This window comes from Rhizobium album, from assembly GCF_003122325.1.
Classification (GTDB): Bacteria; Pseudomonadota; Alphaproteobacteria; order Rhizobiales; family Rhizobiaceae; genus Metarhizobium; species Metarhizobium album.
On sequence record NZ_QFBC01000009.1, the window covers coordinates 1 to 23,727 of the forward strand.

Here is a 23,727-nt window from a genome sequence, read left to right on the forward strand (position 1 = left end):
GCAGGGCGCTCCGCCGCCCAACCAGGACGCACCAGAGCGCTAAAGGTCAACGCATGCCGCCGAAAGCCTAAGAAAATTCAGGAAATTCAGCCGTCTATAAATTTCCCCGCACAGGTCTCATGATCTGCTTCTCGACCTTCACCAGCTCCGCCTTCTAGGCATCGCCGTTGGAGCGACGTTCGCGGTTCAGCCGGTTGGTTTCCTCGGCATAGGCGCGCATCACCTCTTCGACGATCTCCGGTGACATTAAAGCCTCGTTCACAAAACGTGAATCGTTATCTATTTGCGTTCAGTGGATTTCAAGATTCCCTCCTTGGCTGAGGTGTTTCATGGGCAAATTGCATTCTCTTGATATCCGTGAGCGGGTTGTTGCAATGGTTGAAGCAGGATATTCCTGCCGTGCAGCAGCGCGCCGTTTCGCCATTGGTGACAGCACGGCCACCGCAATGCCGAGCCAGGCGGCGCGGTCGGCGATCGACGAGAATTCAGGCTGGTCGGCCTGCTCGCAGTCGGGCTGGTGGCAGACGATGGAGCGGAACCCGAGCAGGCTGACGATGTCGACGTCCTCCGCCTCGATCTGCGGCAAAACCGAGTAATCCTCATCGATCTTGCGAATGTCCATGCTTGTCCTTTCCTTGTCGTTCTGGAAAAGGCGAACTGCCTCAGAGAAAGTCCAGGGCGCGCACGGACAAGCTGAGCCACAGGCCGCAGGAGGCGAGCGCGACGGCTGCAGCCACCCTGAGGAAAAACCAGGCGAGTTCGCTCGACGGTCTCAAGGCCGGCTCCCGGCCTATCCGCGGCCATGGTCATGCCGCATGGTGGATATCCTTGTCGCGGGCAGGGAGAAGGCCGGACAGGTCCGACAGGAGGTCGTCGAAACGCGCCGCAAGGCGGGGCGATGCGACCCTGTGGTCCTTGAAGTCGACATCGGATGCATAGATCGCCGTCGGAAGGCTCCGGGCGCTGAAGAAGCCGAAGAGCGGGCGCAACTGATGCTCGACCACCAGCGCATGCCGGTCACCGCCGCCCGTCGCCGTGAGGATGACGGGTTTCCCGCGCAGCTCGAGCGGGTCGATCAGGTCGAACAAATGCTTGAAGAGGCCGGGATAGGAGCCCTTGTAGGTCGGTGAGCCGACCAGCAGCAGATCTGCCGAGACGATATCGGCGACGACTTGCCGGGCCTGATGGTCGAGATCCTTGCGCCAGAGCGCGGGGCCGAGCGAAGGGCCGACATCGTTGAGGTCGTAAGACACTATCTCCACCGTGTGACGGGCCTCGATCAGCGAGGCGATGTGCCCGGTGAGCGCCTGGGTTTTTGACGGCCTGTTGTAGCTGCCTGTTATGCTGACGAGCCTTGGTATCGACATGGCATTCTCCGTTTTGGCCGAATATTCTCTATAAAAATTATAGATTAAAGCAAAAACTCGCTATTTTCAGTGCGTTTGGAGGAAAGATCGTCCATGGATTCCACGGCTTGATGCGGCTGGCCGATCCATTCGTGCTTCCCCGGAGTTTTCCCGTCTCTCAGACAATGGGGGGGACTTTCCGTGACATCGCGCAGTTTCGCATTCGCAGCAGACGGGATTTCGTTCTATTTGGGGGAAGAATAAGATGACCGATGCCGGCATGGTCTGCGAAATGAAGCCGATGGAGGGAAATCTTCAAGTCCTCCCTCCGGGGCCTTTTCATATGTGAATGACGTCGCGTATGTCGAGACGAGATAGACGGTTGCGGGGCTTCCGGTCATGTTGCGATAGACATGCGGCACGTCCGCCTCGAAGACGAGGGCGTTGCCTTCGCCGAGAATGTAGGGCTGTTTGCCGACGATCAATTCGACCGTGCCTTGCGCGATGACGAGATTTGCCATGGTGCCGTTGCGATGGGCATCGGCATGGTGCGGCGCCAGCCGCAACTGTGGTCGCCGTCAAAGGGAAAGACCGCGCGAGTCTCGAACGTCCCGTCGCTCGATGACAGGACCTTGGAGACCGAGCGGGTGAGCAGCACCGCCGCCGGCTCATCTGCCTCGATGATCAGCGAGCCGCCGGTAACGTCGAGGGCTGCGGCAATCTTGGCGAGGATGCTGAGCGCCGGGCTGCTCTTGCCGGTTTCGATCTGTCCCAGCATGGCCCGGCTGACACCGGAGACCCTTGGCAGCTCGGCGATGCCTATAGTGCTGATCTGCGGCGGATTGCGAACGCCATAGCAGAAAAAACTACGCCAGCCGGGAAAGGTTGGAATGGATGTCCTCGAATTCAATTATATTCTATAGATTATATAGGCTAATTGATTTCAACTCAGGGGAACGCCATGAAGATTTCACGCCGCTTTTTCTCGACGGCTCTTGCTGCCCTGCTTGCCCTTCCGCTCCTCGGCGCCGTGCCGGCAGATGCTTCCGACAAGACGGTCCGCATAGGCTACCAGAAATATGGAACCCTCGTTCTCTTGAAGGGCAAGGGCCTGCTCGAGAAGAAGCTGGAGAAGATCGGCTATACCGTGACCTGGACGGAGTTCCCCGCAGGCCCGCAGCTGCTTGAGGCGCTGAATGTCGGCGCCGTCGATTTCGGCACGACCGGCGAAACGCCGCCGATCTTCGCGCAGGCCGCCGGCGCGCCGCTCGTCTACATCGCCCACGAGCCGCCGGCAGCGCGCGGCGAGGCGATCCTCGTGCCGAAGGACAGCCCCATCAAGACCGTGACAGACCTCAAGGGCAAGACGGTCACGCTCAACAAGGGGTCGAATGTTCATTACCTGCTCGTCAAGGCGCTGGAGGAGGCGGGTCTGAAATACAGCGACATCAAGACCTCCTTCCTCCCGCCGGCCGATGCCCGCGCCGCCTTCGAGCAGGGCGCGGTCGATGCCTGGGTGATCTGGGATCCCTTCCAGGCCGCCGCGGAAGTGGCGATCGAGGCGCGCGAGCTGCGCAACGGCGAAGGCATCGTGCCGAACCACCAGTTCTATCTCGGTGCGAAAAGCTTCGTTGAGAACAATCCGCAAGCGGTCGATGTGGTGATCGAGGCGGTTGCCGAGATCGATGAATGGGCGAAAGCCAACACCGCGGCTGCGGCCGCAGAGCTTGCCCCCTCCGTCGGCATTCCGGAAGACGTGCTCGCCGTCGCGCTGGAGCGCCAGTCCTATGGCGTCAAGGCCATCGACGAGAGCGTCGTCAAGCAGCAGCAGTCGATCGCCGACACGTTCTTCGACCTCGGCCTGATCCCCGAGAAGATCTCGATTGCGGACGCCGTGCGCAAGGGTGGTGCCTGATGGCGGAGACGTCGGTGGCCGGTTATGCTGCCGGCGAAACCCGTAAGCTGAACGTCAGGGGGCTGGGCAGCGCCTTGGCGCCCTGGGTCCTTCCCCTCGCGCTGTTGATCGTCTGGGAGATCGCGGCGCGCACCGGCCTCGTCACGGCCCGGCTGATGCCGGCGCCGACGACCGTCGCCATCGCCTTCTGGCGGTCGCTGCTGAACGGCTCGCTTCTCGTCCATACCCTTGCCTCCACGCAGCGCGCGCTGATCGGCCTTCTCATCGGCGGCGGGCTCGGCTTCGTGGCGGGGGTCGTCAACGGGCTGTGGAAGCCGGCAGAGACCCTGTTCGACAGCACGCTCCAGATGGTGCGCAACATTCCGCATCTGGCGCTCATCCCCCTGGTCATCCTCTGGTTCGGCATCGACGAGACGGCGAAGATCTTTCTCGTTTCCATCGGCGTCTTCTTCCCGATCTACATCAATACCTTCTACGGCGTGCGCACCATCAATCCGCAGCTCGTCGAGATGGCGTCAGTCTACGGGCTCGACCGTAAGGCGCTGATCACGCGGATCATCCTGCCGGGCGCATTGCCTTCCATTCTCGTCGGTTTGCGTTATGCCCTCGGCTTCATGTGGCTGACGCTCATCGTTGCCGAGACGATCTCCGCCACGAGCGGCATCGGCTACATGACGATGAACGCGCGGGAATTCCTGCAGACCGATATCGTCCTGCTCGGCATCATCGTCTATGCGCTTCTCGGCAAGCTTGCGGACGTGGCGACCCGCGCCGTCGAAAGGCGCGTTCTGGTCTGGCACCCGGCCTATCAGGCCGCGCAGGGAGGCAAGCAATGAGCGCTGCCGATTTCCATGTGCCGGAAAGCGCAGGCGGCCTGCCGATCTCGCTCGCCCGGGTCGAAAAGTCCTTCGGTGCGCTCAATGTCCTTTCAAACTTCAACATCGAGGTTCCAGCCGGGCAATTCCTCGCCGTGGTCGGCCGGTCGGGCGGCGGCAAGTCGACGCTGATGCGCCTCATCGCGGGTCTCGATACGGCGAGCAGCGGCCGCGTCGGCATTGGCGGGCGCAAGGTCGAGCGCCTCCATCCTTCCGTGCGCCTGCTGTTCCAGGAGGCGCGGCTCGTGCCCTGGCAGCGCGTCGTCGAGAATGTCGGCATCGTCCGCGGCGCGAACTGGCAGGAGAAGGCAAGGAACACGCTCGCGGATGTCGGGCTCGAAGGCCGTGAGGATGACTGGCCGAGTGTGCTGTCCGGCGGCCAGCGGCAGCGCGTGGCGCTTGCCCGTGCCCTGGTCAGCGAACCGCAGATTCTCCTGCTCGATGAGCCCTTCGGGGCGCTCGACGCGCTGACACGCATCGAAATGCACCGCCTGCTGGAACGGATATGGACGGACCGCGGCTTCACGACCGTGCTGATCACCCACGATGTCGCCGAAGCCGTTGCGCTCGCCGATCGGGTCGTGGTGCTGCGGGACGGCGCCATCGCGCTCGACATCGACATTAATCTCGACCGTCCGCGTCAGGAACTCGCCGACCCACGGGCCGTCGATCTCCAACGACAGATCCTGGACGCGGTGTAGATCCATCGGGCGAGCGCCCGTCCGTTGCCGGCCATTTTACCAAGGAGCATCCATGACCATCCATACCAAACCCATTCACCTGCCGACGATCGACTTCTCCCGCTTCTACGGCGGCCCCGCAGAGCGCGAAGGCTTCATCAAGGACCTGACCCGCATCCTGCACGATCATGGCTTCTTCTATCTCACCGGCCATGGTGTGCCGCAGAGCCTGATTGACGACGTTCTGGCGACCTCGAAGCGCTTCTTCGCCTTGCCGGAAGCGGACAAGCTGGCGATCGAGATGGTGAAGTCTCCGCATTTCCGCGGCTATAACCGCGCCGGTTACGAGCGCACCCGTGGCGAGCAGGACTGGCGCGAGCAGCTCGACATCAACACGGAAGGCGCATCGGTGGAGGCAGGACCGGAGACGCCATGGAACCGCCTCTATGGACCGAACCAGTGGCCGGAGGCCCTGCCGGAGCTCAAGCCGCTGCTGCTGCGCTACCAGGAGGAGGTCACGCGCATCGGTATCGATGTGCTCAAAGCCATCGCTCTGTCGCTTGGCCAACCGGAAAATGCCTTCGCCGAAATCTACGAGCCGTCACCCTCGCAGCTCCTGAAGATCATCCGCTATCCCGGCCGCGAGGCTGCCGGCAGCGATCAGGGCGTCGGCGCGCACAAGGACGGCGGCTTCGTCACGGTGCTCCTGCAGGACACGACGCCGGGCCTGCGCATACGCACCGAAGAGGGCGTCTGGATCGAGGCACCGCCGGTGCCGGGTACGTTCATCATCAACAGCGGCGAGCTCCTGGAGCTGGCGACAAACGGCTTCGTGCGCGCCGATGTACACGATGTCGTCACCCCGCCGGCCGGCACGGAGCGCTTCTCCGTCGCCTTCTTCCTCGGGGCGCGTTACGACGCGACGATCCCTGTCATCCCGCTGCCCGACGAGCTGAAGCGCGGCGAGCGCGGCGTGACGGTCGACCCTCTCAATCCGATATTCCGAGAAGTCGGCATCAATCACCTGAAGAGCCGCCTGCGCTCTCATCCGGACGTCGCGGCCAGGCACCATCCGGACCTGCTGCATCTTCTGGAAAAGCCGGTCAAGGCGTGACGTTCCGCCCGCCCCGGAGAGGGCGGGCATTCCACCTCGATGAGACCGAACCATGCCCGGACACGAGAACAGGCCGCCGCTAAGCGCGACGATCAGGGAAGCGCCGGCGCGAGCGTCCTCGGCGGGCCTGCCGGGCTTTGCTTGCGGCCTGTTCCAGAGCGGTGGCCGAGCGTGTCAGCAATGCGAAAGGTCTCGTCGACGTCATGGGTCACGAACACCGTTGTCTTGCCGAGCTCGCGCGAGGATGGTGCCGAGGGCGATCTTGCGGGGTGGCATGGCTGGTTCTCTGCTGTTTTTTGACTGGCGTGCAAGTTTGCGCGCGCGTGGCGCCAACCGGATAAACGATGGATGCTGCGCAGGCGTCCGACGACCGCGCCTGCGCTACGACGCCGACGTCAGCTTGACGTTCCCGCCATGCCCGCCGCCGCCGAAGACCTGCCGGTCGCCGAAGGAGGCGCGCAACTGGCCACGGGGCCCAGGCAGGCCGAGTTCCGGAAAGAGCAGTTCGGCGACGCGATAGGCTTCTTCGACATGCGGGTAGCCGGAGGCGATGACGGTATCGATACCGAGCGCCTGGTATTCGCGCAGCCGCGCGGCGATGGTCTTCGGCGATCCGACGAGCGCGGTGCCGGCGCCCGAGCGCACGAGGCCGATGCCGGCCCACAGGTTCGGCGAGACCTCCAGCCTATCACGCCGTCCGTTGTGCAAGGCCACCATGCGCGCCTGGCCGACGGAATCGGAGTTCTTCGTCAGCACTTCCTGCGCAGACGCGATGGCTTCGTCGGAAAGCTTCGAGATCAGCCGGTCGGCCGCCTCCCACGCCTCCTCGTCCGTCTCGCGGACGATGAAGTGCAGGCGGATGCCGAAGCTTGCCTCGCGGCCCTTCGCGGCGGCGGCCTTGCGCGCATGGGCGATCTTCTCGGCGACCTGCGCCGGCGGCTCGCCCCAGGTAAGATACTTGTCGACGATGCCGCCGGCAAAGTCGATCGCCGCATCGGAGGAGCCGCCGAAATAGATCGGCGGGCGCGGCTGCTGCACGGGCGGCAGGCCAAGCTTGGCGTCGATCGCCTTGATATATTTGCCGTCGAGGCTGGAACGGCCGGTCTCGATCAGTTCGTTGAAGACCTGGAAGAATTCGGCCGCGTGGTCGTAGCGCTCGTCATGCGGCAGGAAGATGCCGTCGCCGGCGAGTTCCTGCGCGCTGCCGCCGACGACGATGTTGAGCAGCAGGCGGCCGTTCGAGACGCGGTCGAGCGTGGAGGCGAGGCGGGCATAGTAGGCTGGCGTCGCAGTGCCGGGGCGGATTGCCACCAGGAACTTCAGCTTTTCCGTGCGGGCGGCAAGATCGGCGGCGAGAACGAAGGATTCCTCGCATGCCGCCCCCACGGGAATGAGCACGCCGGAATAGCCAAGACGGTCGGCCGCCACCGCGATCTCCCGGAAATAGCCGGGATCCGGCGGACGGCTGAGTTCGTCGGAGCCGAGATAGGCGCCATCGCCGGAACTCGGAATGAACCAGAGGAAATCGAGGGGCTGGTCGGTTTTGCTCATGCGCTGTCTTCCGGGTTGGAGAAGGTGTTCTTCCGCAAGATAATAAATTCTATAGATTCAGTAAGGAATTATATTCTCTTGTAGCGCGATGCCGGGATTATTCCTTGCGCGCCGCGGCTGCCGCACCACCTGAAAAACGACGCTCAAGCCATCGGCTGTAGCGTGAGGCGCCGAAGCAGATGCCGAAGTAGACGACGGCCACGACAAGGTAGGCCTCATTGTAGAAGCCGAGCCATTGCGGGTCGTTGGCCGAGGCGCGCGCGGCATTGAGCAGGTCGAAGATGCCGATGACGGCGAGCAGCGAGGTAGCGAGCAGGAAGCCGATGGCGAGGTTCACCATGCCGGGAATGACGATGCGCAAGGCCTGGGGCAGGATGACGAGTCTTTGGGTGCGCCAGTAGCCGAGGCCGAGCGCCGTCGCCGCCTCGTTCTGACCGGAAGGAATCGCCTGCAGGCCGGCGCGGATGACCTCGGCGATATAGGCGGCCCAGAACAGCGTGATCATGATGATGGCGCGCAGCATCTTGTCGAGGGAAAGCGCGTCAGGCAGGGCCATCGGCAGGATCAGCATGGCGACATAGAGGATGCCGACCATCGGCGTGCCGCGCATCAGCTCGATATAGAGCACGGAAAAGGTCCTGAGGCCGCCCAGCGTCGAGCGGCGGGCGAGCGCCAGAAGCACGGCGATCGGCGTTGCGGCGGCAAAGCAAACCGTCCAGACGAAGAGCGTCACCGGCAGGCCGCCCCACTGGTTCGAGGCGATGGGCGTCGTCGTGAACGCGCCCTGCATCAGCAGCCAGCAGGCTAGGATGGTGAATGGCCATGCGGCGAGCAGCGGGCGGCCCCAGAAGCCGGGCAGTGCGCTTGCGGTGAGGATGGCGGAGAGAAGCAGGATGGTGAGCGCAGGCCGCCACAGCAGGTCGGACGGATAGAAGGCGAAGAGGATGAAGCGCAGCTTCGCGGTCACGAAGGCCCAGCAGGCGCCCACGCGGTTGCACGCTTCGGCACTGCCGGTGAAGGTGGCGTCGAGCACGGCCCAGCGGAAGAGTGGCGGCAGGATCTGCGTGAGCAGGAGCAGCGTCGCGAGGGTGATCAGCGTGTTGGTGCGCGTGCCGAAGAGGCCGGTGCGCAGGGTCGTCAGGAGGCGAGGGAAAGCTTTCGTCATCGGGTGCTGCCCCGCAGCGCCACGCGATTGTTATAGGCGTTCATGAGGGCGGAGAGGGCGAGGTTGATGGCAAGGAACGATCCGATCAGGATGATCAGCGCCTCCATCGACTGGCCGGTCGTGTTGGCCGTCGTGTTGATGATGCTGACGAGATCGGGAAAGCCGATGGCGACGGCAAGGCTCGAATCCTTTGTGAGGTCGAGATAGCTCGACGTCGTCAGCGGCGTGATGACGCGCAGGGCCTGCGGCAGTACGACGAGGCGGATGATCTGCCCGTCATGAAGGCCAAGCGCGCGGGCCGCCTCCCATTGACCGGCGCCGACCGACTGGATGCCGGCGCGCACGATCTCGGCGATGAGGGCGGAGAATTTCACCACGAGGCCGGTGAGAAGGGCTGCGAATTCCGGCGAGAGATTGAGGCCGCCGCGGATATTGAACCCGGCAAGGGCCGGCGCCTGCACAACGGGCCGGGCACCGGAGAGTGCGAGCAGCGACAGGATCGCGGCCGCGGACAGGACGACGGCTGCGGTGCCGTTGCGACGCGTCAGCCGGCCGGACAAGCGAAGCGTCAGGACAAGCGCTGCTCCGAGTGCGCCGGCAAGAGCGAGGGCTGCGAGAAGACCGAATGGGCCACCTTCCAGCGCTATGGAGGGAATATAGACTCCGCGATTGGTGAGGAAGACCGTGTCGAACAGCGCCGGCGCCTGGCGCGGGGCAGGCAGGGCCTTGGCGATCGCCATCCAGAAGAAGAGTTGCAGGAGCAGCGGCGTGTTACGGGTGATTTCGATGAACCAGCGAATGAGGCCGGACAGGAGCAGGTTGCGCGACAGGCCGGCAACGCCGATGACGACGCCGAGGACGGTGGCGAGCACGCAGCCAAGCAGCGATACTTTCAGCGTGTTGAGAAGGCCGGCAAGGATGGCCTTGAAATAGGTGTCGCCTGCACGGAAGGCGATGGCGCTTTCGCCGATCTCGAAATTGGCGGAACTTCCGAGGAAGCCGAAGCCGGGCAAGATGCCGATGCGCGCCATGGTGCCGAGCACATTCGAGACGAACAGCCCGCCGACGAGCGCAAGGGCCAGAAGGAAGGCGAGCTGGCCGAGTGGCCAGCCGCCCCACCAGGCGCGCAGCCTATACAACATGCCGGCTCGCGCAGGAGCCGGCATGCGGGCGGTGCGAAGCACGCGTCTGTCAGACATCATCAGCGGAACGGCGGCGAATAGAGCAGGCCGCCATCGGTCCACAAGCTGTTGTAGCCGCGGTCCCAGCCGAGCGGCTTGAGATGGCGGTCGAAGATCTCGCCATAATTGCCGACGGTCTTGATGATGGTGTAGGCCCATTTCGGATCGAGGCCGATGTCGTTGGCGAAGGACGGATCGACGCCGAGGAAGCGCTGGATGGCCGGGTCTTCCGATTTCAGGAACTCATCGACATTGGCCGAGGTGATGCCCCATTCCTCGGCCTGGATGGTGGCGTTCACCGTCCAGTTGACGAGTTCCAGCCAGCGGTCGTCGCCGCCGGCAATTGCCGGTGCGAGCGGCTCCTTGGAGAGGCGCTCGGGCAGAAGCACGTAATCGTCCGGCTTCTTCAACTGCGTGCGCTTGCCGACGAGGTCGGAGGAATCCTGCGTGATCGCGTCGACGCGGCCCGATTCCAGCGCGTCGATGAACTGTCCGGTGTCCTCGATCGTGACGGGCGTGAAGGTCTTGCCGGTCTTGCGGAAGAAGTCGGCGACGTTGAGTTCGCCCGTTGTGCCGCTCTGCGCGCCGATGGTGGCGCCATCGAGATCGGCGGCCTTGGTCACGCCGAGATCCTTGCGCACGAGGATGCCCTGGCCGTCGTAGAAGACCGTCGGACCGAAGTGGAAGCCAAGCTTGAAGGCGCGGGTCGTCGTGACGGTCACGCCGGAAAGCAGGATGTCGAACTCGCCACTCTGGAGCGCGGGCAGGCGCTGCTGCGGCGAGGAGGAGGTGAACTCCACCTTGTCGGGCGTGCCGAAGACGGCGATGGAGAGTGCGCGGCCGAAATCGATGAAGAAACCCTGCCACTTGCCATCGCTGTCCGGCGCGAAGAAGCCGGGCGTGGTGCCGACACCCACCTTGATGGTGCCACGCTGGTTGATCTTGTCGAGCGTCGGGCCGGCATGGGCAAGGCCGGAAAGCATGGTCGTCGCCAGGAAGGCGGCGGCTGCGGCCGACTGGATCGCCCGCCGGAATGTCTTGTTGGCTATCATGTTGAAATATCCCCATTTTCAAAAGAATCAGACTTCCGTCGCAAGGAGGTTTCACCAGACGATGGAAGTTATCTCTATATTATCTATAAAATTAGTGTATTTAAGGAAGAACGATGCAATTTTCGGCCTGGATGCGGAAATTGCTTCCAGGCGCATCGTGATGAAGCCACCGGTTTCGTCCCGACGGGACGTCGATGCCAACGCAAGAGTCGATACCGAATTCAGCTGTGCCGAATGCCGTACGGCTCGCGGAAATGTCGATTGATAACACGCGGGGCGGTGCCTTGAGTATTTTCGCGCGCTGGTGGGCAGTTTGCGAGCATCGCCGACGCGCGGTCGCCGTTGGCACGCAAATCCACCCGCTCCGCCATCCACGAAACAATATTCCCCTGCGTGTCTCCATAATAATCTATAAAATCTATATATTATTATTAAAACGGCTAGGCTGGTGTCATCGTTTCGTCAGGGGACAACAGATGAGCCAGCAATCAACCATTTTTTCCAGGGGGCTGTCGCGCCGCGGCCTGATCAAGGCGGCCGGCGTCGCTGCTGTTGCCGGCACGGCCGGCGTGATCGGCGCGCGCTCGACGCGCTACGCCATCGCCGGCAACCTCATTCCCATCAAGCTGGAATGGACGGAGGTGGCGGCCTGCCATTCTCCGGTCGGCTTCGGCCTCTCCAAGGGCATCTACGCCAAGCATGGCCTCGATGTGGAGCTGTTCTATCAGGGCGCCAGCGGTCAGACGCTTATTCAGGCGCTCGCCACCCGAAAGGCAGAAGCAGGTCCGGGCCTGCTCTACGATTGGCTGAAGCCGATCGAGCAGGGGTTCGACGTGCGCCTCTTCGCCGGCTCGCACGGCGGCTGCCAGAGCATACTCGTGCAGCCGGAATCGGACATCAAGACGCTGACCGATCTCAAGGGCAAGACGATCGGCACCTTCGACGTCATGTCGCCCTCGCGCGTCGCCTTCTCGGTGGCACTCGCCAAGGCGGGCCTCAACCCGGAAACCGACGTCACCTGGAAGGTCTTCCCGTTCGATCTCGTTGCCGAAGGCGTGCTGAAGGGCGAGGCCGATGCCGTCGCGCATATGGACCCATGGGCCTATTCCTACGAGAAGCAGCACGGCTTCCGCCGCGTCGCCGACACGCAGACCGGCACCTTCAAGGACCGCGTCTGCTGCGTGCTCGGCGTCAATGGCGACTACTATGAAGCCAACAAGGATGCCATCAAGCGCGTCGCCGCCGCCAATCTGGAAATCCACCAGTATACGGCCAAGCATCCGGACGAAGTCGCCAAGTGGTACTTCGAGACGCTGAAGCCCGGCCTTTCGCTTCAGGACCTGACGGAGGTCCTCGCCTCCTTCACCTACCACGACCACTGGTTCGGCAAGGACCTGCTGAAGGAAGTGCAGATCGGCTACGAGGACCTGAAGCTCACCGGCGTCATCGATGCCGGAACGGACCCGGCAGAGATCGCCAATCGCATCACCATCGACATCTTCGCGTGATGCCATGAGCGCGGCTGTCGAAGATACATTCGAGGGCGCAGGGCGGCGAACCTTCGCCCTGCCTTTCACGGGCATCTGGCGCAACGGGCTTTTCGCGGCCGGCACCTGGTTTCTGACCGCGGCGCTGACCTACGGCCTGCCCGATGTCATCAGCTGGGGGGCGACGGAGCTTTTTGCCGTCGTCACGCTGGTCGGCGCGGGGATATTCCTCGTGCTGTCAGTAACGGTCAGCAGGCTCGGCAGCGTCGGCCGCACGCTCGTCCATTACGGGCCGTGGTTCATTGTGCTCGGCCTCTGGCTTGCCATCTGGGAGGTGCTGACGGCCAAGCTCGGCTGGTTGCCAAAGCCGTTCTTCTCGCCGCCGCAGGGCCTGCTGCACGTCTATGTCACGGACTGGGACAGGCTTTTGATCTGCATCGCCTATACCGGGCGCCTATGGGGCCTCGGCTTCTTCTCGGGCATCCTCGTCGGCTTTGCCGGCGGCGTGGCGCTCGGCTGGTCGAAGCGTTTTGCCTATTGGGGCATGCCGCTTTTGAAGCTGATCGGGCCGGTGCCGGCGAGCGCCTGGATTCCCTGCACCTTCTTCATCTTCCCGTCGACCTTCCATGCCTCGATCTTCCTGGTTGCGCTGGCCTCCGGCATTCCGGTCGCGATCCTCACGGCGGCGGGCGTCAGCCAGGTCAACCGCTCCTTCTACGACGTCGCCCGCACGCTCGGCGCGGATAACCGCTTCCTGATCTTCAAGGTCGCGATCCCCGCCTCGTTGCCGAATGTCTTCGTCGGCCTCTTCATGGGGCTCTACTATTCCTTCGCCGTGCTTGTTGTCGCCGAGATGCTCGGCGCCAAGTTCGGTCTTGGCTGGTATCTCCAGTTCAAGACGGCCTATTCGGCCTACGCCAATGTCTATGCCGCTCTCATCGTCATGGCGCTGATCTGCGCCGGCCTCGTGCGCCTGCTCTTCGTGGTGCGCGACCGGCTGCTCGGCTGGCAGAAGGGAATCCTCTGATGGCGTTCGCACTTGCAGAAGCTGCTGTCGGCGACAGTATCGCCCTCGACGTGGAGGGCGTTTCGCACCGCTACGACCTTGATGGTAAGGACTTGGAGGTTCTCGACGATGTGAGCCTCGCGGTCGCTCCCGGCGAATTCGTCGCACTGCTCGGCCCTTCCGGTTGCGGCAAGTCCACCCTGCTGCGCCTTGCCGCCGGCCTCGAAACGGCGACGGCGGGCAAGGTGCTGGAAGACGGAAAGCCGATCACCGCGCCGAACCCGGATCGCATCCTCGTCTTCCAGGATGCAACGCTGTTTCCCTGGCGCACCGTGCGCGCGAACATTGCCACAGGCCTCGAAGCCCGCGGTCTTCTGGCGGAGCTTGAACACCGCATCGACGAGGTGCTGAAGCTGGTGAAGCTGGAAGGCTTCTCGGATTTCTATCCGCACCAGCTGTCGGGCGGCATGGCTCAACGCGCCGCGCTCGCCCGCGCGCTCGTCAACGATCCCAAGCTGCTGTTGCTCGACGAACCCTTCGGCAAGCTCGACTCGTTGACCCGCCTGCGCATGCAGAATGAATTGCTCGACCTCTGGAAGAGCGCCGGCTTCACCGCGCTGCTGGTCACGCATGATGTGGAGGAGGCGCTGCTGCTCGCCGACCGCGTCATCGTGCTGTCGGATCGACCGGCCTCGATCGTCGCGGAAATCCGGGTCGATCAGCCACATCCACGGCGTCGCGACGATGCCACGCTTGTGGCGCTGCGCAGCCAGCTGCTCGAAAAGCTGGGAATCTCCCATGACGTCTAGCGCGCGCCTTTCCCATTATGCCGTGGCGGCGGCAGGCGGCAGCCTCGCCCTGCTGTCGCTTGGCTGGTGGTGGCTCATTTTCAGCAAGGTCGTCGAGGCGGACTATCTCACCGTCCGGCAGGCCGTGACCTGCATTGCCGGAGCCTCCGATCTCTGCGCGCTCGCCCAGGCGCTCTGCACCGACGATCACCTCTACGGCATCCGGTGGTATGCGCCGGAAGCCTTCTGGGCCGCGGCGGCCATCCTCGTCGCCGGTGTCCTTCTGTCAGCCCGTCCCGCGCGCGCCTGAAAGCGCCTTATCAAGGAGAAGTGTCATGACGATCCATCAAACCCTCGAGGTTGCCAGTGAGGATATCGTGCAGGTTCCGGCGGGAACCGCGGCTTTCAAGAGCCGCCACCCCGAAACCATCGCGCTGCACGGCGGCAGCTTCCGCTACGATCCGGCGACCGGCGCAGTCGCCGTGCCGATCTACCAGACGAGCTCGTTCCAGCTGCCGGGAACCGACGGCGCCGACAAGCTTTTTGCGCTGGAGGCGCCCGGCCACCTCTATACCCGCGTCTCCAACCCGACGCAGGATGCCTTCGAGCAGCGCCTTGCCGAGCTTGAGGGCGGTGCCGCAGCGCTTGCGCTCTCCTCCGGCCAGGCGGCCTCGGCCTTCGCCATCCTCAATGTCGCCCGCGCTGGCGACAACATCGTCAGCGCCGCCGGCCTCTATGGCGGCACCTGGGCGCTCTTCGCCGCCACGCTGAAAAGCTTCGGCATCGAGACCCGCTTCGTCGATGCGAGCGATCCGGAAGCCTTCGAGAAGGCGACGGACGACCGCACGCGCGCCTATTATGCCGAATCCCTGCCGAACCCGAAGCTGGAGGTCTTCCCGATCGCCGAGGTCGCCGCCATCGGCCGCCGGCATGGCATTCCGCTCATCGTCGACAACACCGCCGCCCCACTGTTCATCCGCCCGCTGGAGCATGGTGCGGCCGTCGTCGTCTATTCCACGACGAAGTATATCGGCGGCCATGGGACCTCCATCGGTGGCGCGATCATCGACAGCGGCACCTTCCCATGGACGGAGAACCCGGCCCGCCAGCCGAACCTGACGGAGCCGGATGCGAGCTATCAGGGCAAGACCTGGATCGAGAAGGCCGAGGCCATCGGCTTCCATCCCTATATCCTGCGCGCCCGTGCCGTGCTGCTGCGCGATCTCGGCGCGGCGCTCAGTCCGCAGAATGCCTTCCAGTTCATCCAGGGCCTCGAAACCCTGCCGCTGCGCCTGCGTCAGCATAATGAGAACGCGGTGAAGGTCGCCGAATTCCTCAAGGGCCATGCCAAGGTCGAGCGGGTGATCTTCCCGAAATTCCAGGAGGGTGCGGCCAGGGCGCGCGCCGATAAATACTTCAAGCCGGGCCATTTCGGCGCGCTGGTCGGTTTCGAGCTGAAGGGTGGGCGTGAAGCCGGCCGCCGCTTCATCGACAGCCTCCAGCTCTTCTACCACCTCGCCAATATAGGCGACGCGCGCTCGCTGGCGATCCACCCCTCGACGACGACCCATTCGCAGCTGTCGCGGGAAGACCAGTTCGCGACGGGGGTGACGCCCGGCTATGTGCGCCTTTCCATCGGCCTCGAACATCCCGATGACCTGATCGCCGATCTGGAACGAGCCATCGCGCTGGCTTGAGGCGAGCCACCCGATCGGCATGCGGCCCCGGCGCTTCCTCCCAGCGCCGGGGCCTTTTCTTTGAGTGCCAGCTTGCGTCGCCGGAAAGAAACGGCTTTTCACTTTATAGTATATAAAAAAGATAGAATTTCTGTATTTCTTTGGTGCACAAGCTACTCTCCTCGTCAATTCCAAGCGTGCCCGGTGCGAGCCGGCACGGCAGCGACGAGTGAGATGCATGACGCAGACCGAAAATGCCTGGGGCGCTGGCCCCGGTGAGGGATATGAGGCGCTATCCGCGCCGTTCCGGCCGATTTTTGCGGAGATCGCCGCAAGTGCGGCCGAGCGCGACCTCAACCGCGGCCTGCCGCACGAGGCGATCCGGCGGCTCAAGGAAGCCGGTCTCGGCGCCGTGCGCCTGCCGGTGGAAGCAGGCGGCAAGGGCGCCAGCCTGCCGCAGTTCTTCAACCTGCTGATCGAACTCTCCACGGCGGATTCGAATGTCACCCAGGCCCTGCGCGGTCATTTCGGCTTCACTGAGGATATCCTGAACACCAGGGATTCCGAGCGCCGGGGCATCTGGTTCGGCCGGATCGGCGGCGGCGAGATCACGGGCAATGCCTGGAGCGAGATCGGTGCGGGCGCGGCGCTTGACCGCTTCTCCACCAATGTCGCGGAGAACAAGGAAGGCAGGCTCGTCCTCAACGGGGCCAAATACTATACGACCGGTTCGCTCTTCGCCGACTGGATCGATGTCGGGGCGTCCAACGCGGACGGCGAGGGCATTTCGGTGACGGTGCGCCGCCATGCCGAAGGTGTCGAGGTCGTCGATGACTGGGACGGTTTCGGCCAGATTCTCACCGCCAGCGGCACGACCACCTTCCGCGACGTCGTGGTCGAGCCGCAAGACATCGTCATCGACGACGAGCGCTTCAGATATTCGGCCGCCTTCTACCAGCTGGTGCATCTCGCGACGCTCTCCGGCATCGGTCGCGCAATCACCGCCGATGTCGCGAAAGCCGTGGCGGAGCGGCGCCGCACCTATACCCATGCCGCCGCCGCGCGCTCCAGCGAGGATCCGCAGGTCCTGCAGGTCGTCGGCCGCATCCGCGCAGCCGCCTATGCGGCGGGTGCCATCACGTTGCAGGCAGCGGCCAGCCTGCAACGCGCCTTCGAAGCGCATTTCGTCGACGACGCGGATGCCGAGGAAAAGGCGAATGCGATTGCCGAGCTCGAGGCCGCACAGGCCCAGACGGTTGTCTCTGACCTGATCCTCGATGCATCGACCCTGCTGTTCGACGCGCTCGGCGCCTCCGCGACGAAGAAGCCAGCCGGTCTCGACCGCCACTGGCGCAACGCCCGCACGCTCGCCTCGCACAATCCGCGCATCTACAAGCAACGCATCATCGGCGATTTCGCCGTCAACGGCACGCCGCCCCCCTACCAGTGGCGCATCGGCGCGAGTGCGGGCTGAGGTGATGATCCGGCTCGAAGGCATCACGAAGAGCTTTGCCGGCAAGGAGGGTGCGGTCGCGGCACTCGACGGCATCGACCTCACTATCGCCAGGGGTGAGATTTTCGGCATCATCGGCTCCTCCGGCGCCGGCAAGTCGACGCTTGTGCGGCTGATCAACCTGCTGGAACGCCCTGATGGCGGCGAGGTTTTCGTCGGCGGCGAGCGGGTGACGGATGCCAGGGGCCAGCGCCTGCGGGCGCTGCGCCGGTCGATCGGCATGGTGTTCCAGCATTTCAACCTCTTGAGCGCCCGTACGGTTGCCGGCAATGTCGCCTATCCGCTGGAACTGACCGGCGCGTATGGCAGGAACGAGATCGCCGTGCGCGTGGCCGCATTGCTCGACCGCGTTGGCCTTTCCGAACATGCGCGGAAATATCCCCGCCAGCTTTCGGGCGGGCAGAAGCAGCGTGTGGGCATTGCGAGGGCGCTTGCCTGCGAACCCGCGGTGCTGCTCTGCGACGAGGCGACGAGCGCGCTCGACCCGCAGACGACGGGCGCCGTGCTCGATCTGCTGCGCCAGATCAATCGCGATCTCGGCGTCACCGTCGCGCTCATCACCCATGAGATGGATGTCATCCGCCGCGCCTGCGATCGTGTCGCCGTGCTCGATCGCGGCCGCGTTGTGGAGGAGGGCCCGGTCACCAGGGTCTTCCTGCATCCGCGCCATGCCGCGACGCTGCGCCTCGTGCGCGAGGCCGAGCCCGATGGCGGCTCGCTCGACGCGGCGGCTGCCTCCGATCTCGGAGGCCGCGCGGTGCGCCTTACCTTCACGGGGCCGGCGGCGCACAAGCCCATCCTCGGCCGCATCGCGCGCGAAAACCTTGTCGATTACGCGATCCTCGCCGGCCGCGTCGGGCATATCCGCGAGACGCCCTACGCTCAGTTCATCGTATCGCTCAGCGGACGCGACGTGGCAGGCGCCATTGCCGGCCTGCGCGCCAGCGGTGTCGATGTGGAATTGCAGGGCGTGGCGCCGGTGCCGGAAATCGAGGAAAGGGCGTGCCATGTCGTTTGACAATCTCTACTGGGGCGATATCGGCGCAGCCCTTGCCCAGACGCTGGCCATGGTCGGCGGTGCGCTTCTGCTGACGGTGGCCGCCGGCCTGCCGCTCGGCATCCTGCTCTTCCTCACCGGCCGGCAGCAGCTGTTCCAGGCGCCGCTCGCCTATGGCAGCCTGTCCTTCGTGCTGAGCATCATCCGCTCGGTGCCGTTCATCATCCTGCTCATCGTGCTGATGCCCATCACGGTGATCGTCACCGGCACGTCGCTCGGCATTCGCGGGGTCATCTTCCCGCTCGTCGTCGGCACCGTGCCTTTTTTCGCGCGGCTTGTGGAGACGGCATTGCGCGAGGTGGACCGCGGCATCATCGAGGCAAGCCTCGCCATGGGCGCTTCCACCACGCAGACGATTTGCCGCGCTGTGCTGCCCGAGGCGCTGCCGAGCCTGCTGGCGGCCATCACCGTCACGGCCATCGTGCTCGTCGACTACACGGCCATGTCCGGCGCCATCGGCGGCGGCGGGCTCGGGGATCTGGCCATCCGCTACGGCTACCACCGGTTCCAGACCGAAATCATGCTGGTGTGCGTGGCGATCCTCATCGTCTTCGTCCAGCTCATCCAGGCGAGCGGCAATCGCCTCGTCACCCACTTTTCCCGCAAATGACCAGCGCTCGGAGGACCCATATGCGCATCCTGAAATCCATCACCATCGCCGCCGCCCTTGCGCTCGCCGCCTTCGGCTCCGCTAGGGCGAACGACACGCTCGTCGTCGGCGCCACCGCCATCCCGCACGCGGAAATCCTCGAATTCGTGAAGCCGATCCTTGCCAAGGACGGACTCGATCTCGATATCCGAGTCTTTACGGACTACATCCAGCCGAACGCCCAGCTCGTCTCCGGCGAACTCGACGCCAACTACTACCAGTACAGGCCGTTCCTGAACGACTACAACAAAGAGCGCGGGACGTCCCTGGTGCCGATCGTGCCCGTCCACATCGAGCCCTTCGTCGCCTATTCGACGAAGATCGATGCGGTCGACAAGCTTGCGGACGGCGCTACCGTTGCGATCCCGAACGATCCGGTCAACGGCGGCCGCGGCCTGCTGCTTCTCCAGAAGCTCGGCCTCATCAAGGTTTCCGGCAAGCCGGAACTGACCTCGCCGGAAGATTCGCTGCCGACCATCAAGGACGTCGTCGAGAATCCGAGGAACCTCAAGATCGTCGAACTGGAATCCGCCCTCCTGCCGCGTGCGCTGGCGGAGGTCGATCTGGCGGCTCTCAACGGCAACTACGTCTTCGAGGCCAAGCTCGACATCGACAAGGCGCTGCTCATCGACCGCGGCCAGGACGGCTACAACGTGTGGAGCGAATATCTCGTGACGCGTCCCGAGACCAAGGACGACCCGCGTGTCGCCAAGCTCGCCAAGGCGCTCAACAGTGACGAGACGCGGAAGTTCATCGAGGAGCGCTACAAGGGACAGGTGGTCGCCGCCTTCTGATCTTCCGCGTTTCGCCGCCGGGCTGCGCCGTGTGCGCGGCCCGGCTTTTCCTTCCGAAAAGATGGCTGCATCCTCATGACCTCGAACCGCGCGACCGCAATCCGCCGATCTTCCCACGCAGAGCCGGGTGAACCCGGCTGGCTGCCGAACCCGCCGGTAACGCCCGCCCATGTCATCCGCGACGACGCGGAGGCGATTGCCGTTGCCGCGCAACTCCGCCCGCTGTTTGCCGAGGAGGCGAAAGAGCGTGACCGCGAAAGGCGGCTGCCGTTCCGCGAGGTCGATCTGTTTTCGCAGAGCGGATTGTGGGGCATCACCATTCCCAAGGAATATGGCGGTGCCGGCGTTTCGCAGGTCACGCTGGCAAGGGTCTTCGCCACCCTTGCTGCCGGCGATCCCTCGCTGACGCAGGTCGCCCAGAACAGCTTCGAGATCATCGACGTCATCAGGCAGACGGGCAGCGAGGCGCAAAGGCGCGAGTTGTTCGATGCGGTGCTCTCCGGAAAGCGCCTCGGCAATGCCTTCTCCGAATTCGGCGGCAAGAATGTCGAGGCCTTCGAGACCAGGCTTGTCCGCAAGGGCGATCACTTCGTCGTCTCGGGCAGGAAATTCTATTCGACGGGTGCGCTCTTTGCGCATCTCGTGCCCGTTGTCGCGCTCGATGAGGACGGGCATGTCGTCGTTGCGGTGGCGGATCGCGATGCGGCGGGGCTGGAGGTCGTCAACGACTGGTCGGCCTTCGGCCAGCGCACCACGGCGAGCGGCACGGTGGTGCTGGATGACGTCGTCATCCCGATAAGCCGCGTTCTCCCAGCCCATATCGTCTACGAAAACCAGAGCGCCGTCGGCCCGCAGAGCCAGCTCATCCATGCGGCCATCGATGCCGGCATTGCGCGCGGCGCCATCGACGCGACGATCGATCTCGTGCGCAACCATGCCCGTCCGTGGATCGACAGCGGCTCGGATCGCGCCGGTGACGATCCCTACACGATCGCCGCCGTCGGTGACCTGAAGATCCGCCTGCACGCCGCCGAAGCCTTGCTGGAGCGCGCCGGCCGGCAGCTTGACGCGACGATCGCCGACGTCAACGACGAGACGATCGGCAAGGCGAAGATCGCGGTGGCCGAGGCCAAGGTGTTGACGACGGAAGTGGCGCTTGCCGCCGCCAACAAGCTTTTCGAGCTTGTCGGCACCCGTTCGACGCTCGGCGTGCACAATCTCGACCGCTTCTGGCGCGATGCGCGCACACATACGCTGCACGATCCCGTTCGCTGGAAGTTCCATGCGATCGGCCAGTATTATCTCAACGGCGTGCAGCCGCCGCTGCATTCCTGGATCTGACGCGGTTCATGGCGAAGGAAATTTTGCTCAACGCGTTCAACATGAACTGCGTCGGCCACATCAACCATGGCCTCTGGACCCATCCGCGCGACCGGTCGAGTGACTACAACAGGCTGGACTACTGGACGTCGCTCGCCGCGACGCTGGAGCGCGGCCTGTTCGACGGACTGTTCCTCGCCGATATCGTCGGGGTCTACGATGTCTACCAGCAGTCCGTCGACCTGACGCTGCGCGAATCCATCCAGCTTCCGGTGAACGATCCCCTGATGCTGGTCTCGGCCATGGCAGCGGTGACGAAGGGGCTCGGCTTCGGCGTGACCGTCAATGTCAATGCCGAGGAGCCCTATATCTTCGCCCGGCGCCTCTCGACGCTCGATCACCTGACGGACGGTCGCATCGGCTGGAACATTGTGACCGGCTATCTCGACAGTGCGGCCCGCGCCGTGGGCCAGGCGGCCCTTGGCGAGCACGACACGCGCTATGACCGGGCGGATGAATGCCTCGATCTGCTCTATGCGCTGTGGGAAGGCAGCTGGGACGAGGATGCCGTGCGGCGTGACCGCGCTGCACGCATCTACGCCGACCCGGCCAGGGTGCGGAAAATCCGCCACGAGGGCACGTATTTCAAGGCGGAGGGCTATCATCTCTCCGAACCGTCTCGCCAGCGCACGCCCGTCCTCTATCAGGCCGGCACATCCGGCCGCGGACGGCAATTTGCGTCACGCCATGCCGAATGCGTCTTCATCTCCTCGCCGGACACGTTGGTCGCCCGCACGGCATCGCGTGCGATCCGGCAGGGCGCGGTGGAAGCGGGGCGCGAGGCCGAGGACGTGCGTGTCTTCGCCGGCATTACCGTCGTCGTCGACCGCACGGAAAAGGCGGCAAGGGAGAAATTCGAGGACTATGCGCGCCATGCCAGTACCGAGGCGGGCCTTGCGCATTTCTCTGCCGGCACAGGCATCGATTTCTCGCAATACGATCTCGACGAGGCGATCGCCTACGGCAAGGGAAATTTTGTGCAAACCTCGGTCGATCTTGCGCGCGAGCGCGGCTGGACGAAGCGGAACATTCTCTCCGGCATGCCCCTCGGCGGGCGGTATCCGCTGATCGTCGGCGATCCCTCGCAGGTCGCCGATGCTCTGGAGACCTGGATCGTCGAGGGCGAGGTGGATGGTTTCAATCTTGCCCGCACCGTCGTGCCGGAAAGCTACGAAGACTTCATCGATTTCGTCATTCCAGTGCTGCAGGAACGGGGCCGCTATAAGACGGCCTATGGTGCGGGCAGTCTGCGCAACCGCCTTTTCGGCCAAGGCGACCGCCTGCCGGACCGCCATCCTGTCGGTTCGTTCCGCCGCGGGAATCAGGCCGCGGAGTAAGCGGGGGCCTTCACACGGGGCGGGATATGCGCGGAGCCGATTCTTCTCACAACCTCCCGCATTTTGGAAAATCCTGCCTGTCTCCACGCTTTAGTCTATTTAATCTATAGATTAAATTATCATTGACTCAACGAGGACATCATGACCGACGACATCCACTCTGGCGTCAACCGCCGCAACCTCCTGAAGCTCACGGCCGTCGCCGGCGTGGTGGCGGGAACGGGCCTTCTTTCTGCACGCACGGCCGCGGCCGCGGAAGGGCTTTCGCTCAAGGGAAAACGCATCGGCATCAGCGCCGCCGGCACCGACCATTTCTTCGACCTGCAGGCCTACAATGCGCAGATCGAGGAAGTAAAACGCCTCGGCGGCGAGCCGATCGCCGTCGATGCCGGCCGCAATGACGGCAAGCTCGTCTCGCAGTTGCAGACGCTGATCGCTCAGAAGCCGGACGCCATCGTCCAGCTGCTCGGCACGCTCAGCGTCATCGATCCGTGGCTGAAGAAGGCGCGCGAGGCCGATATCCCGGTGCTGACCATCGATGTCGGCTCGGTCAATTCGCTCAACAATTCCACCTCCGACAACTGGGGCATCGGCAAGGACCTCGCGCTTCAACTCGTTTCCGACATCGGCGGCGAGGGCAATATCGTCGTCTTCAACGGCTTCTACGGTGTGACCCCCTGCGCGATCCGCTACGACCAGCTGGTCAACGTGGTCAAATATTTCCCGAAGGTGCAGATCGTGCAGCCGGAGCTGCGCGACGTGATCCCGAACACTGTCCAGGATGCCTTCACCCAGATCACCGCGATCCTTGCGAAATATCCGGAAAAGGGTTCGATCAAGGCGATCTGGTCGGCGTGGGACATCCCGCAGCTCGGCGCGACCCAGGCGCTGGCCGCCGCCGGCCGTACCGAGATCAGGACCTATGGCGTCGATGGCAGCCCGGAAGTGCTCCAGCTGGTCGCCGATCCGAATTCGCCGGCCGCCGCCGACGTCGCCCAGCAGCCCGCCGAACTCGGCCGCGTCGCCATTCAGAATGTCGCCCGCCATTTTGCCGGCGAGACGCTGCCGCGTGAGACCTATGTGCCGGCGCTTCTCGCCAACAAGCAGAATGTCGGCGAAATCTCGAAGAAGCTCGGCCTCGGCTGATGTTCGCGGAGAGGC

At 64.1% G+C, this 23,727-nt stretch carries 23 protein-coding genes and 2 pseudogenes; 17 read left to right on the plus strand and 8 right to left on the minus strand.

Features of this window, described 5'->3' with window-relative positions; genetic code table 11:
• Positions 1 to 329: 329 nt before the first annotated feature.
• A pseudogene (locus DEM27_RS34655) lies at positions 330 to 440 on the plus strand (IS630 family transposase); the annotation flags it as partial.
• Positions 441 to 454: 14 nt separating this feature from the next.
• Here the strand turns inward: DEM27_RS34655 and DEM27_RS34660 are convergent.
• From DEM27_RS34660 to DEM27_RS34670, 4 genes and pseudogenes are all read right to left on the minus strand, one after another.
• A pseudogene (locus DEM27_RS34660) lies at positions 455 to 622 on the minus strand (beta-lactamase hydrolase domain-containing protein); the annotation flags it as partial.
• A 184-nt stretch (positions 623 to 806) separates the two neighbouring features.
• Positions 807 to 1,367: an FMN reductase gene (msuE, locus tag DEM27_RS18780; protein WP_109459795.1), complete on the minus strand. Its 561-nt coding sequence runs from the start codon at positions 1,365 to 1,367 to the stop codon at positions 807 to 809.
• A gap of 224 nt (positions 1,368 to 1,591) precedes the next feature.
• On the minus strand, positions 1,592 to 1,867 hold the full coding sequence (locus tag DEM27_RS34665) for a cupin domain-containing protein (protein ID WP_245445936.1): 276 nt from the start codon (positions 1,865 to 1,867) through the stop codon (positions 1,592 to 1,594).
• Positions 1,828 to 2,124 (minus strand): helix-turn-helix domain-containing protein, encoded by a 297-nt coding sequence (locus tag DEM27_RS34670; RefSeq protein WP_245445938.1) that lies wholly within the window; start codon positions 2,122 to 2,124, stop codon positions 1,828 to 1,830. Before DEM27_RS34670 ends, DEM27_RS34665 begins: the two co-directional genes overlap by 40 nt.
• A 183-nt stretch (positions 2,125 to 2,307) precedes the next feature.
• Between DEM27_RS34670 and DEM27_RS18790 the strand changes: the two genes are divergently transcribed.
• From DEM27_RS18790 to DEM27_RS18805, 4 genes are read left to right on the plus strand one after another with little or no spacing between them, the layout of a single operon-like run.
• Complete coding sequence (locus tag DEM27_RS18790) at positions 2,308 to 3,261, plus strand: sulfonate ABC transporter substrate-binding protein (RefSeq protein ID WP_109459796.1); 954 nt, start codon at positions 2,308 to 2,310, stop codon at positions 3,259 to 3,261.
• Entirely contained in the window at positions 3,261 to 4,097 is an 837-nt protein-coding gene (locus DEM27_RS18795; protein WP_109459797.1) for an ABC transporter permease subunit, read from the plus strand. Before DEM27_RS18790 ends, DEM27_RS18795 begins: the two co-directional genes overlap by 1 nt.
• On the plus strand, positions 4,094 to 4,837 hold the full coding sequence (locus DEM27_RS18800; protein ID WP_109459798.1) for an ABC transporter ATP-binding protein: 744 nt from the start codon (positions 4,094 to 4,096) through the stop codon (positions 4,835 to 4,837). Before DEM27_RS18795 ends, DEM27_RS18800 begins: the two co-directional genes overlap by 4 nt.
• Before the next feature lie 52 nt (positions 4,838 to 4,889).
• Positions 4,890 to 5,930, plus strand: coding sequence for an isopenicillin N synthase family dioxygenase (locus tag DEM27_RS18805; protein ID WP_109459799.1), 1,041 nt, complete (start codon positions 4,890 to 4,892; stop codon positions 5,928 to 5,930).
• Between the two features lie 381 nt (positions 5,931 to 6,311).
• Here the strand turns inward: DEM27_RS18805 and ssuD are convergent, their stop codons facing one another.
• The 4 genes from ssuD to DEM27_RS18825 form a co-directional block, all read right to left on the minus strand.
• Positions 6,312 to 7,481: an FMNH2-dependent alkanesulfonate monooxygenase gene (gene ssuD, locus DEM27_RS18810; RefSeq protein ID WP_109459800.1), complete on the minus strand. Its 1,170-nt coding sequence runs from the start codon at positions 7,479 to 7,481 to the stop codon at positions 6,312 to 6,314.
• Positions 7,482 to 7,578: 97 nt separating this feature from the next.
• Positions 7,579 to 8,646 carry an amino acid ABC transporter permease gene (locus tag DEM27_RS18815; protein ID WP_109459801.1) on the minus strand — a complete coding sequence of 356 codons (1,068 nt, stop codon included), beginning with the start codon at positions 8,644 to 8,646 and terminating at the stop codon, positions 7,579 to 7,581.
• Entirely contained in the window at positions 8,643 to 9,788 is a 1,146-nt protein-coding gene (locus DEM27_RS18820) for an amino acid ABC transporter permease (protein WP_245445940.1), read from the minus strand. Before DEM27_RS18820 ends, DEM27_RS18815 begins: the two co-directional genes overlap by 4 nt.
• A gap of 59 nt (positions 9,789 to 9,847) precedes the next feature.
• Entirely contained in the window at positions 9,848 to 10,810 is a 963-nt protein-coding gene (locus tag DEM27_RS18825; RefSeq protein WP_420028841.1) for an amino acid ABC transporter substrate-binding protein, read from the minus strand.
• 545 nt (positions 10,811 to 11,355) lie between these two features.
• Here DEM27_RS18825 and DEM27_RS18830 point away from each other — a divergent pair.
• The 12 genes from DEM27_RS18830 to DEM27_RS18885 all read left to right on the plus strand — a co-directional run bounded on the left by DEM27_RS18830 (position 11,356) and on the right by DEM27_RS18885 (position 23,712).
• On the plus strand, positions 11,356 to 12,387 hold the full coding sequence (locus DEM27_RS18830) for an ABC transporter substrate-binding protein (RefSeq protein WP_109459803.1): 1,032 nt from the start codon (positions 11,356 to 11,358) through the stop codon (positions 12,385 to 12,387).
• 4 nt (positions 12,388 to 12,391) lie between these two features.
• Positions 12,392 to 13,393 (plus strand): ABC transporter permease, encoded by a 1,002-nt coding sequence (locus DEM27_RS18835; protein WP_109459804.1) that lies wholly within the window; start codon positions 12,392 to 12,394, stop codon positions 13,391 to 13,393.
• Positions 13,393 to 14,181 (plus strand): ABC transporter ATP-binding protein, encoded by a 789-nt coding sequence (locus tag DEM27_RS18840; protein ID WP_109459805.1) that lies wholly within the window; start codon positions 13,393 to 13,395, stop codon positions 14,179 to 14,181. The genes DEM27_RS18835 and DEM27_RS18840 overlap by 1 nt, the downstream gene beginning before the upstream one ends.
• On the plus strand, positions 14,171 to 14,470 hold the full coding sequence (locus DEM27_RS18845; RefSeq protein WP_109459806.1) for a hypothetical protein: 300 nt from the start codon (positions 14,171 to 14,173) through the stop codon (positions 14,468 to 14,470). Before DEM27_RS18840 ends, DEM27_RS18845 begins: the two co-directional genes overlap by 11 nt.
• Positions 14,471 to 14,495: 25 nt before the next feature.
• Positions 14,496 to 15,857 carry an O-acetylhomoserine aminocarboxypropyltransferase/cysteine synthase family protein gene (locus DEM27_RS18850; protein ID WP_109459807.1) on the plus strand — a complete coding sequence of 454 codons (1,362 nt, stop codon included), beginning with the start codon at positions 14,496 to 14,498 and terminating at the stop codon, positions 15,855 to 15,857.
• A gap of 217 nt (positions 15,858 to 16,074) precedes the next feature.
• The gene (locus DEM27_RS18855) at positions 16,075 to 17,310 is read left to right on the plus strand and encodes an acyl-CoA dehydrogenase family protein (protein WP_109459808.1); all 1,236 of its coding nucleotides are present in this window, start codon (positions 16,075 to 16,077) and stop codon (positions 17,308 to 17,310) included.
• 4 nt (positions 17,311 to 17,314) lie between these two features.
• Complete coding sequence (locus DEM27_RS18860; protein WP_109459809.1) at positions 17,315 to 18,367, plus strand: methionine ABC transporter ATP-binding protein; 1,053 nt, start codon at positions 17,315 to 17,317, stop codon at positions 18,365 to 18,367.
• Positions 18,357 to 19,016 (plus strand): methionine ABC transporter permease, encoded by a 660-nt coding sequence (locus DEM27_RS18865; RefSeq protein ID WP_109459810.1) that lies wholly within the window; start codon positions 18,357 to 18,359, stop codon positions 19,014 to 19,016. The genes DEM27_RS18860 and DEM27_RS18865 overlap by 11 nt, the downstream gene beginning before the upstream one ends.
• A 20-nt stretch (positions 19,017 to 19,036) precedes the next feature.
• A complete protein-coding gene (locus DEM27_RS18870) occupies positions 19,037 to 19,849 on the plus strand; it encodes a MetQ/NlpA family ABC transporter substrate-binding protein (RefSeq protein ID WP_210205714.1) in 813 nt (270 codons plus the stop codon).
• Positions 19,850 to 19,924: 75 nt separating this feature from the next.
• A complete protein-coding gene (locus tag DEM27_RS18875; protein ID WP_109459811.1) occupies positions 19,925 to 21,190 on the plus strand; it encodes an SfnB family sulfur acquisition oxidoreductase in 1,266 nt (421 codons plus the stop codon).
• 8 nt (positions 21,191 to 21,198) lie between these two features.
• Positions 21,199 to 22,566, plus strand: coding sequence for an LLM class flavin-dependent oxidoreductase (locus DEM27_RS18880; protein WP_109459812.1), 1,368 nt, complete (start codon positions 21,199 to 21,201; stop codon positions 22,564 to 22,566).
• 141 nt (positions 22,567 to 22,707) lie between these two features.
• Positions 22,708 to 23,712 carry a sugar ABC transporter substrate-binding protein gene (locus DEM27_RS18885; RefSeq protein ID WP_109459813.1) on the plus strand — a complete coding sequence of 335 codons (1,005 nt, stop codon included), beginning with the start codon at positions 22,708 to 22,710 and terminating at the stop codon, positions 23,710 to 23,712.
• Positions 23,713 to 23,727: the final 15 nt, after the last annotated feature.